This is a genomic window from Acinetobacter pollinis (assembly GCF_015627175.1).
GTDB lineage: Bacteria > Pseudomonadota > Gammaproteobacteria > Pseudomonadales > Moraxellaceae > Acinetobacter > Acinetobacter pollinis.
The window spans coordinates 51719-66883 of sequence record NZ_VTDQ01000008.1 but is presented as its reverse complement, the minus strand read 5'-3'; the positions used below and the strand labels follow the sequence as shown (position 1 = coordinate 66883).

Here is a 15165-nt window from a genome sequence, read left to right as displayed (position 1 = left end):
TCTAATATAAGATACACAACGAAGAGAGAACTATTATGTCTATCCTAAGTTGGGACGATTTTGAAGATGATTCGAAAAAACAGACTACAGAGTCCAAATCTACGCCCGTCGAACAGAAAAAAGCGCCTGAGTCACAAGTGGTATCTGATCCGCAACCATCGGAGACGAACACTCACGATTCTAACGCCGATGCAACAAGAGGAAGAACCTCAGAACATACAACCGATTCAATGGTTCGAGCAACTGAATCCTTAAAGAATCTAGATATTGCACCGGGCTTAGAAGAGCTTGAAATGGGTGCAGGTCGTGTACAAGTTGACGATAAGGCCATGATTAACTGTCGTGCCGACTTAAATCAGCTTGTTCCATTCAAGTACGAATGGGCATGGCAAAAATATCTTGATGGCTGTGCAAACCACTGGATGCCTCAAGAAGTTAACATGAACCATGACATTGCGCTTTGGAAATCTGAAAATGGATTAACTGAAGATGAACGTACAATTATTATGCGCTCTCTTGGTTTTTTCTCTACAGCAGACTCTTTAGTTGCAAATAACCTTGTATTGGCAATTTATCGTTTAATTACGAACCCTGAATGCCGCCAGTATATTTTGCGTCAAGGTTTTGAAGAAGCAATTCACACGCATGCCTACCAATACTGTATCGAATCTTTAGGTATGGATGAAGGTGAAGTCTTTAACATGTATCGTGAAGTTCCATCTGTGGCACGTAAAGCAGCATGGGGACTGAAATATACGCAAGCGCTTGGTGATCCAACATTTAAAACAGGTACACCAGAAACTGACCAACAGCTTCTTCGTAACCTTATTGCATTCTACTGCGTGTTAGAAGGTATATTCTTCTACTGTGGCTTTACTCAAATTTTGAGTATGGGTCGTCGTAACAAAATGAATGGTGTTGCAGAACAGTTCCAATATATCTTGCGTGATGAATCGATGCATGTGAACTTCGGTATCGACATGATTAACCAAATCAAGATCGAAAACCCACATCTATGGACAGCTGAGTTCCAGCAAGAAGTTATTCAAATGATTCTTGAAGGTACAATGTTAGAAATCGAATATGCACGCGATACTATGCCACGTGGTGTATTAGGCATGAACGCTGCGATGATGGAAGAATACTTAAAATTCATTTGTAACCGTCGCCTTGTACAGTTAGGTTTACCTGAACAATATAAAGGCGTGAACAATCCATTCCAATGGATGTCAGAAATGATGGATTTACGTAAAGAGAAAAACTTCTTTGAAACACGCGTAACTGATTACCAAACAGGTGGTGCGCTTAGTTGGTAGAAGCTTGATTATTACCGTCACGCGACACATATGTTGTCATTTGCGACACATAAGTTGGCAAAGAACGATACATAAGTTGTCATAGACACCATAGTAAAACAGGCTGCAATTCGCAGCCTGTTTTACTATCAATAATAAATTATATGATTCAGAACCTGATAAAGACCTTTAATCAGAGAAAAGGTCAAAAGGTGGGAATTTTTCAGAACATCCTGTTAACAGTTGCTCCTGTCCCCATTGTTTTAGTCGTTGCTCGCTAAGTAGTCGCCCATCTTTAGAAGTGATCGGAGCGGAAAAGGCAAATTGTAAATGAAATCCTAACTTACCATTCAACCAATCAGCGGTAGCTTGAACCCCATCGTTTTCACTCATCCCTACCTGACCTCGATCTTCCATAGCAAGCCGAAAATTACACAGTTGTCTCACCTCATGAAAAAATTGATTTTCACACTGAATATGAATTCCTTTTTCCCCATCATGTGCAAGTGGAAAGACATAGTCTTGCATCAATTTTATCAACTCAGCACAGAAACGAGATGAACAGAATGGTAGATATGTACACATAATTAAAAGCGTTTGATAAATCGATCGCCCTATTTTTAGTGCTAGCGTCCGTTCATTTCTATTATCAGCGACTCGAAGAAAAATTATTTGTGCTGCCAAAGAATCTAAGTTTGCTAAGCGTATCAATCGAGAAAGATTTTTTCTGGTTAAAGTTGGCAATAACTCACTAGAATTCTTAGATTTATTTGTTTTATATAGAACATTCTGAACATCCCATGATAATTGCCTAATACCCTCTTTAAGCATCCAATCTAACTTTTTCTTCCCCTTTATGACCTCCCATAAAACACTATTAATGATAGTAGAGCTACCAGAAACATGAAACTCAGCAGCAGCAACTAAATTTGGCTTTGGTGTATGTATGCCTGAACGATAAACCACCCATTTATTGTGGTGATAAGGAACACCATAAACACTTTGGCCAAAAGCCTCTGGTTCAATAATTCTTTCAAGTTGACAAGAATTAGAGGCCGACAAATTAAGCTTCAGATTCTCATACCACAGTGACACTCTTATGCTATCTATATGATCTCTTCTTGGTCGACCAGGCATTTTGTTGATTTTCGTCATCATCTACGAAAAATCCAAAAATAAAAACATTATCATTAAAAATCAGTTATATGAACAAAAAAATAAGATTAAAGTTTTACTATTTCATAACTCATGGACTCTCTAATGAACAAAATATATGATGTTGTTTAGACTAGACAGGACATGGCATGACAGGAATGCAACACATTACCCCAGTTAGTGTAGAAACCATTGAACGTGAGCTTTTTGAACGCCATGGCCCGATGATTGCAGATGATGCATTACGAGTGGCTCTAGGCTATCGATCCACTGATGCCTTCAGAAAAGCACTTACAAGGAAAACAGTACCGATCCCAGTCTTTTCAGTTGAAAACCGTCGCGGGAAATATGCACTAGTCAAGGATGTCGCAGAGTGGTTAGTCAAACAGCGTAATGCTGCTATCACGCAACAAGAGCTTTAAGAAAATAGAAGAATGTATCAAAACTACTGATTAACTCAGATAACAGCCAACAACATAAGGAGAAGTAAGCCATGACATAGAACTCTATCCAAATAAAAAACGGACCCTTACGGATCCGTTGGTTCTATATGGTTAGATATAGAGACTTGAGAATCCTAGTATCTTCCGTATAGAGCCATCAGTCAAGTTTTGCGTTTTTTACGCAAGAATGAACTCATCCCTAAAAATGGGATGAATGGCTATACATACTGGAAATACAACATGTACGCTTTTTCTTTTGATGATAAACACAATCCTCATCAATCTATTCTAGATCAAATTAATAACGCTTTTAAAGCAGAGCCGAATCTTGCCTCTACAATCCATGGTCAAAGGAAAATCTACCAAGGCTGCTATGGACGAAGAACTGCACTTTTCCCCAGCACAAAATCTGGAGGCTCCATTCCTACCGAAAGTCGTCTTGAATTGGCCATGCTATTTGTCTTGAGAAAAACCCACAGGTTAAATGTTTTAGATCCCAAGCTCTCAAAATCGCTCTTGGAAAAAAGGAATTCTGTTACCCAGATTTCTTAGTCCAAACAATCAATAACAAATATGAAGTTCATGAAATTAAACCTAATATCTCCAGTCTATCTGTAAATGATCTAGACAGATTTCTTAGGTTAGCAAACTTACTACATCCTCTAAACATTGCATTTCGACTGATTGACCAGAAAAGCTTGCCATCAAATAAAGACCTACAACAATTACAACATTGGTATCAACGAGGTCATACATGCTCTTGGACAAAATACGAACTCGAACTCGCAACAGAAGCGTTGAAGCCTCATAAATTCAGCCATTCCGAGCAAATATATCAAGCCCTACAACAAGCAGACCTCGATCCCCGATTATGTGACTACTTACTTTTTCATGAATTAATCACATTAATCAGCCACAAAACTTATTATTCAGGTGAGGAGGTTTAAAATGGAAAAGCCATTACTCATCCCTCAACCTGGATTTCGATTCACTTTTGCTGATCATGAACATGTATTTGAAATCACCTCATCTAATTATGGTGTAATCCGCTATGCATCAATTGCAGGAGGAAAACCATTTTCCATTTCTGCTAGTACCTTTGAAACTCGCTATAAAGCTGGAGATATTCAATGTGTCTTCGCTCCAGAAAAGCTATTCATTAATCCAGACAGTTGTTCAACCATTCGTCGTAAGGAACGCTATGTACTCACTGCTCTAGCAAAACTGACAGCCCCCACTTCTATTGAACCACTTCGAGAACTCATTCAAGAAATTGCATTAGAAATTGAAGATGCCTCTCCACCATCAGCAAGAACTGTTGCGCGCTGGATTTTTCAATATCGAATGAGTAGCAATAACGCTCTCAGCCTAAGCGAACATGGTAAAGGTAATAAGACGCTAAGATACCCACCGGAAGTCTATCAAATCATCAAACAGGTTATTTCCGAGATATATCTACAACCAGAGCATCGAACAAGCAAAGATGTGAGGGCTTTCGTATTATGTAAGCTTAATGAACAAAATATTCCAACTACATATTTACCTAGCCTTAGAGCCATACAGCGATCTATTGCAAAATTAGATCCTTATATTGAAATGCGTGTTAAGAAAGGAAGTCGTATCGCTCGCAAATATTTTCAAGCTGCTGGTATAAGTGCTCCAACCTCATTTGCTTTACATACTGTAGAAATCGACACCCATTATCTAGATATCATCGTCATCGATCCTGAAACTGGACAAATACTCGGACGACCTTTTCTGGCCTGTGCCATCGATACATATACACGTGCAATTGTTGGAACTTACATCAGTATGTTTCCACCTAGTGCATTGACAACTTTAGCTTTAATCAAAGACATGATTACACGCCCTGATCGAGATCTACCTGGTTGAATTCCGTCTATTATCATTCCAGATAATGGTGTTGAGTTTAAAAACAATGCTCTAACACGTGTATGTAAACAACTCTCAATTACTATCACACCATCGCAAATCGGTACGCCAAACAACAAACCTCATATTGAACGCTTCTTCAGCACATTAACAGAAGGTATTCTGCAAAAACTTCCAGGTACAACATTCTCCAATCCTACAGCACGAGGACAATATGATTCATCCAGCAAAGCTAGTCTTACATTAGACAAGGTTAAAGAATACGTCGACTCTTGGATAAAAATGGTTTATCAGCAAACAATACATAGTACTACTAAACGAGCCCCTCTTATTGTATGGCAAGATGCTATTGAGCATACAAAGCCCGCATCTTTAACTAAGACCGATGCTGATATTATTTGTCGAAGACCTACTGACCGAAATATCAATCATGGGCAAGTGATTATTGATGGACTTAGCTACTTTTCACATGCACTCACCACATTGAAAGCTGACGGCATCAAAAAAGTTACTGTACTTGTTGATGATTTAGACCTAAGTAAAGTTTATATCATACACCCAGATAAAAAGGATCTTGTCATTCAAGCAGACTCTACTCAGCCTGAATACACGTATAACCTATCTCGCAGTGTTCACCTAGAAGTTCAGAAGCGTAAAAAACTGATGTCTGAATCCGATAGACAAAGACTGGGGAAACACGCAGATCTTTATAATCTGTATCAGCTTATGGAAGATATACAAAAGGATCTTGTCCGTAAAAAACCAAAACTGAAACAATTCAAAATTGAGTTACCTAAACAGCTTACACGACTGGAGTCCGAGTTAACTTCTCCCCCTAGTAATGAAGAACTCACAACAACTCCCCACCAACATAGTGCTCAACAATCAGCTGTAAGTTTTGGTTCACTTAAGGTGAAAAGAAATGATAAGTAATCAATCTATCTATGAACACGTAAGTCAGCTTAACGAAATCGTAATCACTTCTGATGAATTCATGCAGGCGTTTAATGGAATCCAACAATGTGCGGAGCGCAGTGTCGCCTACAAAGAACCTATTGGAAGTATGCTTCTGGCAAAAGGTGGTCTTGGGAAAACAACGTTATGTAATACGATTGTGAGTCAAATGCCACGATCCATCAAAGTAGAAAAAGATCGTAAAAAAACGATTATTCCAGCATTCTATGTTGAAGTTCCTTCACCAGCTACCGTGAAGTCTTTAGCAATAACAATGCTACATAAGCTAGGGGATCCATCTCATTACACAGGTAACCTCCTACCTAACAGATCGGTTAGGCTATTTACTACAACAGTGTGAAACCAAGCTTGTTTTTCTAGATGAGTTTCATCATTTATTTGAACGCAAAGCAACATCGACACGTTTAAACATTACTGTGGGCAATTGGCTTAAGACCTTAGTCAATGAAACAGGTATAAGCTTTTGTCTCGTTGGTTTACCTGAATTTGCTGAACTCATTCAAGTTGATAGTCAAATCGCAAGGCGATTTCCTTTTCACTATCAATTAAATCCTTTGACTTTAGGAACTCAAACCTCGCCAGGAACACTTTACCCTTTTCTCAAAGAAGTTAGTCATAGGGCATCAGAAATTCAAATTTCATTTGCGCCAGATTTTGATAACTTTCTATTGAGAGTACAAATATATACGGCAACGAAAGGCTATCATGCTTATGTCATGAGCATGATACGTGAAAGCATGGCAATTGCTTTGGCAGAAAATAGAAATACCATAACTATTAATGACTTTGGTCAGGCTTGGAACCTAGGGATTACGTCATTTATCAGTAAACAAATAACCAATCCTTTTGAAATGTCTTTATCAAGCCTAGCTAGTACTCTAAAAAAGGAGTACTCATGACATCAGTTAGCAACCTTCTTATTCATCCCATTCCTTATGATGGCGAATCGGCAGTGAGCTTCTTAGCTAGAGTGGCTGAGCTTAATAGACATTCATCTATCGAGAGATTAATTAATAAAGAGCAGCGCCATTTCTTGGCAAAAAGCGCACCGAATTGTAGATTAGCAGATCTTCCGCGTTTTAAATATGTCTTACAACTACTTAATATTGACCCAAATCATCAAAGTCTTGCCTTTGTAAAAGCTGGCCCCACGAGCCGATCAGCGAGAAAATGGAGCAATATAGAACTACATGAAGATTTATTAAAATACTATCCTTGTTCCTATTGCCCACAATGCTTAGAAGAACAGACATTTTTTAAAAAAATTTGGCTTTTACAACCCTTATATGCATGTCCAATACACTCTATTTTCCTTGTGGATAAATGTTATCAATGTAGATCCTCAATATCGCTTAGCTCAGGAGTGACAAAGTGCCGTCATTGCCATGCGCTATTGCAAGATGCACCTAAGATTGAATGTAGTTCAATACGAGTCATCAGTTGGTTTGTTGAAATGCTTAATCATGATTCGAACGATTTCTTTCAATATTTCACTGCCTTTTGGCTAGCAATACGAGGTTTTTTTGAGCTTGATAACGTTATAGATAATGAAACTACATTAGAACTGGTATACGAATATTTTAATAATCATAATCAATCCATCATTAGCTTAAGTACTTTGATTAATCAAAGAATTAACCTAGCTCATCCAAGAATCCAATTGCTCCCATTTTTGAAACATTCTAGATTTTTTAAAAATTATGCAGCTTTAGTTGAGGCAAAATGCCATACATATACCCCAAGTGATAAAAGTCATATCTTTGGGGTAAAAAAACGTGAATTACAACTTGTTTTAGGAGTTACTCATAACACACTCGAAGATTGGATTGAGCAAGATTTTCTAAAACTAGGTGATATTAATCATTACTATGATGTTATTCCTAGCCAATCGATTGAAAAATTTTTAATATTAAACAGACATAAAAATTTATTACGGAAACCACGTACCAAGGAAATCCATCTTCATCCCAAGCAATTAGATTTAAAGGAAATTTTAAATATTCTCGACATAAATTATGAAACTGCACGTAAATTAGCAAATACGGGATGGTTTGATTTGGACAGATTATCTAATGATGCTAAAGCAGCAGAAGGATATTCTTTTACAAAACTCGAAATTTTTAAGAGTGAATATATTCTAGCCTCAACAATTGCAAAGAAACTAGACATTAATCCAACAAATCTTGTTGAAAAACTAGCAAGCATAGGGATTGTTCCTATTCGAGGCCCACATATCGATGCTTCCCCAGTAAATATATATCTTATGAGCTCTGTTAATCACCTAAGAAAATCTGATCTTGAAAAAATAATACAGTATCCTACTCGTACAGGTAGGCCTAAAAAAAGCTTTACTCCACTAAAAACAAAGCAAGATTTTTTCTCATTAAACGAAGCAGCAGAACACTTAAACATTAGTCCCAATAAAGTTTCTGTTTTGATTAAAAAAGGAATTCTCGTTAAAGATGCCAATTATCCTTTGTCCATTAAAATTCCCAAAGTATCCGTCCTTCGACTAAAGCATAAATTGCTGAGTGAAAACTCAATATCCACTAAGCAAGCAGCAAAGCTACTCAATTGCTCAGTGAATTGGTTAGGAGAATATTGGTGCAAATCTGGTTTTTTGACGGTAGAAAATCTGGTGTATTGGAAACTCGTTCAGCAAAAAGATGTCGATGAAGTACTTAAGTTGAAAGAAACCTATATGACGGGAGCTGAAGCCAGTAAATTACTAGGTATGCCTCACTCACATATTACCAATTTACAAACTCAGGGACTGATCCAACCTATTTATCTTGGAACAGGAACTCCAATACGTCTTTTTAAGAGATCAGATGTTCAACGAATAAAGCCCAGAAACTTATAGAAAGCTCTGTTGAATTACACCTTAAGTGTGAATTGGATATGTATGCCAATGCACACTTATTTTAAAACTTACTGAAGATACTTTAATGCATAATCTTGGCTTAAAGCTCTAGCGTCCGCTAACGCATTATGAGGAATTGTGGAATTTTTTGTACTCAGTGATAAATCAAGCATAAAGTTCAATACAGGTACATTAATACATTGCCCCTGCCCCAATAGCAAAATACGGTTAAATAACTCTATATCTGAAGGGTAATCAGCCACGATCGTGATGCAGCCCTCCTCTTGATTATTCACTTCCCATAAGAAACTACACAGCTTATCAACCAACTCCCACATGGGAATGGTAGATTGCCCTAAAATTGGTATGACATGTTGCAAAACAAAGGGACTTGGATTTTTGCATCCAACCGCCTCATAAAATTCATATTTATCATCAGCAGATACCAAGCCTAATGAAATCAGTTCACCAGTACCTTGATCATGCCAACCATTAAATTCACAATCTAAAAAAAGATACACCCTTCACCTCATGGTATGTAAACACAATATGTAGAATACTTTTAGACATGCCCAAGCCGATTCCATTTGATTTTATAGGCCTAGATCGCTCATAGTTAAATAGAATCATGATGTTAGGAAAAATGCTAGAATTCACAATTAATAAATTATATTTATCCTAATAAAATATAATCCCCACCATCCATTGCCATACTTTGAACAAATTTACTTCTTTCCCAAAAAGCATCTTTATCAATTGAATCTAATACACAAAAAAATTTATGATACCAATATGCCCAAGTTTTGCTCTTAAGAATTGAATCCGATATAGCCCTAGCTTTTCTGCTTATTTCATGCTCAAACTCAGTATAGTTCTCAGGCTGAATTTCATTTTCTATAATCTGATCTAAATTACGGAACTCACCTTCAACTCTATTTTTAATTTCATAGATATTGTCCCATGTATCTAATTTACTAATACAAATACTATCACTCGTATTCCAACTCACTTTAACGCTAGGATTAGGATCTTTTAAGTTGTCAATTTCTAATAAGACGTAACTATGAGCTTCTTCGCTAAATGGGTAGAAGCTATATCTAAGACTTGTATCTTCCGCTACAAATAAATCTTTTGCTTTTTTTGCATCTTGATTACATACATCACATAGTGGGATCAAATTATCAGGATGAACTGCAAATAATGGATATTTAGATTTGCATAATTGATGATCGTAATCTGCTCGCCATTGATTCTCTATACCAATATTTGCTCTAAATGGTGCAAGCTTTTCCATACCACAGGCCTTACAAATATTTCCATTTAAAGTATCTATACGAAAAGCTTCAAAATGACTATGAATATTTGCTCCACCAGCTGCATCAATGATTGGCTGTAGATCTTTAGTTGCTCCATACAAATGAGCAGCCAACACTTTAAATGCTTTAAAAGTTTCCGGTCGAAGAAAGCTCAACAAAGCAGGATCTGGTGTTGAAAAAAATGAAGACAAATCTTGATTGTCAATCACCACTCGATGTAACTGTTGACGATTAGTCTCTATCTCTCTCTTTAAATTTTCAAATAACTTTTGAAATTTATCTCGAGTTAAATCATTCTTTACTGAGAGATCATTTGCCTTAGAATTTTCCCAACATGCTTTACCAACACGAGTATAGCTAAATAGACGTCTTCCAAATCTTTGCTGATTTATAGATTTGTTTAAGAAATAAATTAATTCCTGATTTAGAAGTACAAAAACCTGAAATTTAGGGGTATCTGGATGTAATTTAAAAAGCATTAATCACTCAACTTTTTAATCAAATATGCACGTTCAGCTGAAAGACCCAAATTATCTTCAATCCATTGCTTCGCTTGAGCATCACCAAACTTTAATTGCTCGCGTATCTCATCAATGACACTATGAGAGATTAAAGACTTCAGCCCAAAATATCTCTTAATAATCACATCAAAAGAGGCACCATAGGTTTCTTCATTAACTGGTTTTAAATCAATCAAACCATTATGATTTCTTTCAAAAAAGAAAACATTTTCTTTTTTAAGTGATGAAATCATAAAAGGTGAATGTGTTGATAAAAATATTTGTGAATCTTCTACTCCCTCATCATTTAGATTCAATGCTTTTTCAAGGTAAGTATGGAAGTAAGTTCGCCATGAAGGATTAAGATGTGTTTCCGGTTCATCAAATAAAAAGAGAGACTGCCCAAGACCAAAAATAGTTGAAGCTGCTAACACCTGCATAAGTTGAGCTTCACCATCAGAAAGATCATCAAAACATACTTCCTGATTCTTATTGTTCAGAAATCTCAGCTCAACCATACTTAAAGGTAACTGAGTTTTCAAAGGTGTTTTAACTGTTTCAATAAAGTCATCTTTAGCTAACTTTCTTCTATTAGTAATAGGCCATTTTTTATTCCCTAATTGTTGTAATTTCAACAATCTTAGGAAAAACGATCTAGGATCATGATAATTAGCTTCTCGTAAATTATTCAAAATACTCGAATTACTAAAATCAAGCTCAATTATACCAGCTAGAAAATTTAACTCATATTGATCAAATTGATCATTAGTCGTTCTATTTCCAATAGGAGTTATATTATTTTCCTCAACAGACCGTACGAGCATTTTTACATCACGGATCGCATCTGTATCGATAACCCCCGATCTCAAATCATAATAAATCTTAGCCTTTATAGGATATTTAAAGCCTAACTCCCCTAATATCTGTTCAACTTTTTCTAAAGGTAATAAAACGAGACTCAACAACAAAAGGCTTGTGCTATCGTAATCCAAATATATAAGATTACTTGGCTGTGGGTTAACTTCCCTAAGACTTAAATAGTTCTCTTGATCATAATCTTCAGAGTAGAGATTATCGAATATATGAGGGTATTTCTTAAGAAATTTTTTATTAATTTCAGAAACTTGCTCTTCATCAATATTCTCAGTTAATAGTTTTTGACGCTGTGCACTTATTCTTTTAATTTCAAAATATTGTAAAGAATTTTTCATAAAAGCACGTTGAAGATTTTCATTCAACCCAGAAGCATATCCCACAATAAAATCAGGTAATGGAGCTACTAAAAGCAATAGATGTCGTGCACCATCATTAGTAAGCTTATAAGACTTGACCTCATCCTTATTAATATTCACCAAAATCACGTCTTCAGTTTGATTCTGATGTTTTATTGCATACTCCATTCTTACTTCAAATGGTAATGGAGTTCGTACAACAAAATCCTCACGCTGCCATCGCTCTAAATAAGCAAAGGCTTCTGCTATTAACTCAAGAAGCTGCGACTTACCAGATCCATTTAAACCGATTAATGCAAGTATATTTCCTTCAGTATTTCGAAAATCGCAATACTGATCTTTTAAACCCTTATATTCCCCAATAAGCTCTAAAGAAAGTAAGCGCATTATGCTTTACCTCGACCACGCTTTGTAGCAGGTTTAACTAATTCACGTTCTGCTTTAATTCTTTCCAACAATGCTTCAGCACTATTTTCACCACTGATTAACTCTGGATTAGCCTCACGCCATTCAGCAGTCAGTTCTCCTCGAAATGCTTTGGCAAGGATGGATTGAGTAAGGTTATTTACACGATCTAAAGCAGACAGCACTTGCTGCTCTATGCTCTCACTAGTGCTAAATAACTGATCCACTCGATTTATAATTTCCAATTGCTCCTCCAAAGGAGGAATTGGAACTGTAATTTTAATCAACCTAGTTAAACCTAGATCCTGATTACCCACCCCATGAGTATATCTCTGAGACAATTGGTAGCAATGACTCGAATTCATAGCCTTCGCTAGATAATTCCCGTCAATCACGTTTGTTATTTTTAAGACAGCAACATGAACCCATACATTAAAATCCCTACTTTCCTGATTAAAGTAGGCAATTCCTGTAGTGCCCCCTTTCGTGTAAAGAATATCACCTATTTCAGGCTTGCATCTTTTAGATAATTCTTCATGGAGCTCATTACTAATAAACTTACATTGAGTAAAATTAATTCCTTTTTCAGTAATATTCCCACCAGATATAAATGGGACACCTTCCTGTGTATATTTCGGGCTGAAGTGTGGTCCATCTTTAACACTCCAAGCTAACTCCCCGAGATTAGTCCACAACCAGCCTGCAGGTAGTGCAAAGCAATCTTCATCCAGAACAGATTCTGGATCTTTATATTTTGCCTTCCATTTTTCATTAGTTGGAACCTTATCTTGTCTACAAAGTCTCTGATACTCCGCATGCTCCCAATGTGATTTCCTAGCCTCTAAAATATCCTTTCGAGTTATAGGTGAACTGCCTAATTGTTTCCCTCTCCACTCCTCCGTCAACTTCCCACTCACAGCAGCAGCAAGCACAGACTGACGGAATTGTTTAAGAATCTCAGGGATCCGCTCTAAACGAGCTTTAATGCTCTCTACTTGAGCCAGTAGGGTATCAAGCTTATCTGCAATGACTTTTTGTTCGGCTAGTGGTGGGAGTTGAATCTCCATATTCTCAATAGCTTTTCCCGAAATATTAGGCTGTGCCCCACCATAAGCCTCTTTAAGAATATTCTCGCTTAATGAAGCAATAAGATAGTTCCTAAATCTCGTACTGCCTAACTTATCTGAGCGTAATTTTAAATTACCAACTCGCTGATTCTGGAACGCTGGCTCTTTGCCTTTATATACTCCAATTTTTCCGGTTGTTGCCCCAGACATTGCTATCAGCAAATCGCCTTTACAGACTTCGAACCCAACCACAGGGTCCGAAACGTGTATCGCATCCGCATCTGATGCATACATGCCATCAATATCAGAAATGCGAATAACAGGATATGTCACATCATTAGGTTGAACATAACTATTACTTTTAAAAGCAAACCCATTCTTCAAAAATAAATAATCACCGACCTTCGCTATCACCCATCCATTAGGCAACCATTCTTTCTGACTCATCAATTAACCCCTAAAGCAGCTAATAACGAATCTAGCTCAGCCAATGCAGCTACCAGTTCCTCTTTAGCCTCACTCGCTAAAACTTCAGGCTCAGGTAAATTTGCAGCATCTACACTATCTTTATCTTTTAGCCAGCTAATATCTAATGAATCATCCTTGTTCTTAGCAATCCACTCACGGCTAAAACAGCGCCAACGGCTATGAGCTAACTCTTTATCTACATTTCGGTTTGCATCGTCATTTGCTAACTCTATTGATAAAGCATCAAAACTATATTCACCTTCTTGTCTTGGGCTAGTACCTTTAGGGTCATCACCATATACCGCTTCAAATGGCTTTAAATGTTGCTCTGTAAACGGTGTTCGTTTACCAAAACTTGGCATATTTGTGCGCAAATCATAGACCCAAACCTGCTTGGTACAATTTTCTTCTTGGTATTTGTCTTCAACACTGCCTTTCGTAAAAAACAAGACATTCGTTTTCACACCTTGTGCATAAAAAATCCCTGTCGGTAGACGCAAAATCGTATGCAGATTACACTTATTCATCAAATCCCGACGAATTTCTGTACCTGTACCTGATTCAAACAAAACGTTATCAGGTAATACAACAGCTGCTCGCCCACCCGGTTTTAAACCACGATAAATATGTTGTAAGAATGCTAATTGTTTATTACTGGTTGGATAAGTTAAATCATCACGAGTAATACTAGCTTCTCCACCTTTTGATGTACCAAATGGAGGGTTTGCTAAAATTACATCCACTTTCGGCAAGTTTGCTCCGATTTGCCCTAAAGAGTTCCCCAGGTGAATCACACCTTCATCATCACCTTCCATGCCATGCAATAGACAGTTCATGAGTGCTAAGCGGCGAGTACTTGGAACAAGCTCAACACCAATAAAAGCTTTATTCTTTTGGAATGTTTGTTGCTGTGCATTTAGATCATATAGATCATCTGTTTGTTCTTTAATATATTGGTCAGCAGCAATTAAAAATCCAGCAGTACCCGCGGCAGGGTCTTGAATTGTTTCTCCAGCCTGTGGCTTTAAACAACGTACCATGCTGTTAATTAATGGACGTGGTGTAAAGTATTGCCCTGCGCCAGATTTTGTTTCAGATGCATTCTTTTCTAATAAACCCTCGTATAAATCACCTAAACCATCTTTCGTAGCACTAAACCAATCAATCTGATCTAGTGTCTTAATCATTTGTTCTAAATGGCGTGGCTCTCGCAAACGTGTCTGCGCATCTGCATAGATAGCAGAAATTAGAGGGTCTTCATGAATCTGCTTTCCATCATGGTCTTTACCAGTTGATAGACTCAATAAAATGCGCTTGTAATCATTAAGTAGATTTAGACCAGATTTACCTTTTAAATCTTCCCAACGGCATCCTTCAGGTAAAGGGTGACTCTTTAAAGTGCCAGCTTCAGTATTTTCATGAACCATTTTAATAAATAATAATAAAACCAGTTCAGTCACATAATCTGAGTAATTAATGCCGTCGTCGCGCAATACATCACACAGATTCCAAAGTTTTTGAACAATATCATTATTTGTCATGGTCAATCCAAA

10 protein-coding genes and 2 pseudogenes are annotated in these 15165 nt (G+C 37.0%); 6 read left to right on the top strand and 6 right to left on the bottom strand.

The features are described from left to right. Window positions 1–35 precede the first annotated feature (35 nt). The gene (locus I2F23_RS05170) at window positions 36–1316 is read left to right on the top strand and encodes a ribonucleotide-diphosphate reductase subunit beta (protein WP_195771495.1); all 1281 of its coding nucleotides are present in this window, start codon (window positions 36–38) and stop codon (window positions 1314–1316) included. Between the two features lie 168 nt (window positions 1317–1484). On the opposite strand, the gene I2F23_RS05165 is transcribed toward I2F23_RS05170, so the two are convergent. After that, window positions 1485–2453, bottom strand: a complete 969-nt coding sequence (locus tag I2F23_RS05165; protein WP_195771494.1) for a hypothetical protein — start codon at window positions 2451–2453, stop codon at window positions 1485–1487. Between the two features lie 146 nt (window positions 2454–2599). Here I2F23_RS05165 and I2F23_RS05160 point away from each other — a divergent pair, with 146 nt between their 5' ends. The 5 genes and pseudogenes from I2F23_RS05160 to I2F23_RS05140 all read left to right on the top strand — a co-directional run bounded on the left by I2F23_RS05160 (window position 2600) and on the right by I2F23_RS05140 (window position 8624). Continuing rightward, complete coding sequence (locus I2F23_RS05160; RefSeq protein WP_171456901.1) at window positions 2600–2872, top strand: hypothetical protein; 273 nt, start codon at window positions 2600–2602, stop codon at window positions 2870–2872. 261 nt (window positions 2873–3133) lie between these two features. After that, the gene (locus I2F23_RS14050) at window positions 3134–3445 is read left to right on the top strand and encodes a hypothetical protein (RefSeq protein ID WP_323127653.1); all 312 of its coding nucleotides are present in this window, start codon (window positions 3134–3136) and stop codon (window positions 3443–3445) included. A gap of 396 nt (window positions 3446–3841) precedes the next feature. Further along, window positions 3842–5719, top strand: a pseudogene (locus I2F23_RS05150) (Mu transposase C-terminal domain-containing protein). Beyond that, window positions 5709–6660 (top strand): annotated as a pseudogene (locus I2F23_RS05145) (TniB family NTP-binding protein). Before I2F23_RS05150 ends, I2F23_RS05145 begins: the two co-directional pseudogenes overlap by 11 nt. Beyond that, window positions 6657–8624: a TniQ family protein gene (locus I2F23_RS05140; RefSeq protein WP_195771493.1), complete on the top strand. Its 1968-nt coding sequence runs from the start codon at window positions 6657–6659 to the stop codon at window positions 8622–8624. Before I2F23_RS05145 ends, I2F23_RS05140 begins: the two are co-directional and overlap by 4 nt. A gap of 68 nt (window positions 8625–8692) precedes the next feature. Here I2F23_RS05140 and I2F23_RS05135 read toward each other — a convergent pair whose 3' ends face one another. From I2F23_RS05135 to I2F23_RS05115, 5 genes are all read right to left on the bottom strand, one after another. Continuing rightward, the gene (locus tag I2F23_RS05135) at window positions 8693–9145 is read right to left on the bottom strand and encodes a hypothetical protein (protein ID WP_195771492.1); all 453 of its coding nucleotides are present in this window, start codon (window positions 9143–9145) and stop codon (window positions 8693–8695) included. Between the two features lie 152 nt (window positions 9146–9297). Further along, window positions 9298–10419, bottom strand: a complete 1122-nt coding sequence (locus I2F23_RS05130; RefSeq protein WP_195771491.1) for a hypothetical protein — start codon at window positions 10417–10419, stop codon at window positions 9298–9300. Next, window positions 10419–12059, bottom strand: coding sequence for an AAA family ATPase (locus I2F23_RS05125; RefSeq protein WP_195771490.1), 1641 nt, complete (start codon window positions 12057–12059; stop codon window positions 10419–10421). Before I2F23_RS05125 ends, I2F23_RS05130 begins: the two co-directional genes overlap by 1 nt. Further along, window positions 12059–13591, bottom strand: a complete 1533-nt coding sequence (locus I2F23_RS05120) for a restriction endonuclease subunit S (protein WP_195771489.1) — start codon at window positions 13589–13591, stop codon at window positions 12059–12061. Before I2F23_RS05120 ends, I2F23_RS05125 begins: the two co-directional genes overlap by 1 nt. Then, a complete protein-coding gene (locus tag I2F23_RS05115; protein WP_195771488.1) occupies window positions 13591–15153 on the bottom strand; it encodes a class I SAM-dependent DNA methyltransferase in 1563 nt (520 codons plus the stop codon). Before I2F23_RS05115 ends, I2F23_RS05120 begins: the two co-directional genes overlap by 1 nt. Window positions 15154–15165: the final 12 nt, after the last annotated feature.

What these genes read in the sequence shown, in the direction of transcription:
- I2F23_RS05140 (WP_195771493.1), top strand. Translation starts at nt 6,657, where the DNA reads ATGACATCAGTTAGCAACCTTCTTATTCATCCCATTCCTTATGATGGC.
- I2F23_RS05170 (WP_195771495.1), top strand. Translation starts at nt 36, where the DNA reads ATGTCTATCCTAAGTTGGGACGATTTTGAAGATGATTCGAAAAAACAG.
- I2F23_RS05115 (WP_195771488.1), bottom strand. Translation starts at nt 15,153, where the DNA reads ATGACAAATAATGATATTGTTCAAAAACTTTGGAATCTGTGTGATGTA.
- I2F23_RS05165 (WP_195771494.1), bottom strand. Translation starts at nt 2,453, where the DNA reads ATGATGACGAAAATCAACAAAATGCCTGGTCGACCAAGAAGAGATCAT.
- I2F23_RS05130 (WP_195771491.1), bottom strand. Translation starts at nt 10,419, where the DNA reads ATGCTTTTTAAATTACATCCAGATACCCCTAAATTTCAGGTTTTTGTA.
- I2F23_RS05125 (WP_195771490.1), bottom strand. Translation starts at nt 12,059, where the DNA reads ATGCGCTTACTTTCTTTAGAGCTTATTGGGGAATATAAGGGTTTAAAA.
- I2F23_RS05160 (WP_171456901.1), top strand. Translation starts at nt 2,600, where the DNA reads ATGACAGGAATGCAACACATTACCCCAGTTAGTGTAGAAACCATTGAA.
- I2F23_RS14050 (WP_323127653.1), top strand. Translation starts at nt 3,134, where the DNA reads ATGTACGCTTTTTCTTTTGATGATAAACACAATCCTCATCAATCTATT.
- I2F23_RS05120 (WP_195771489.1), bottom strand. Translation starts at nt 13,591, where the DNA reads ATGAGTCAGAAAGAATGGTTGCCTAATGGATGGGTGATAGCGAAGGTC.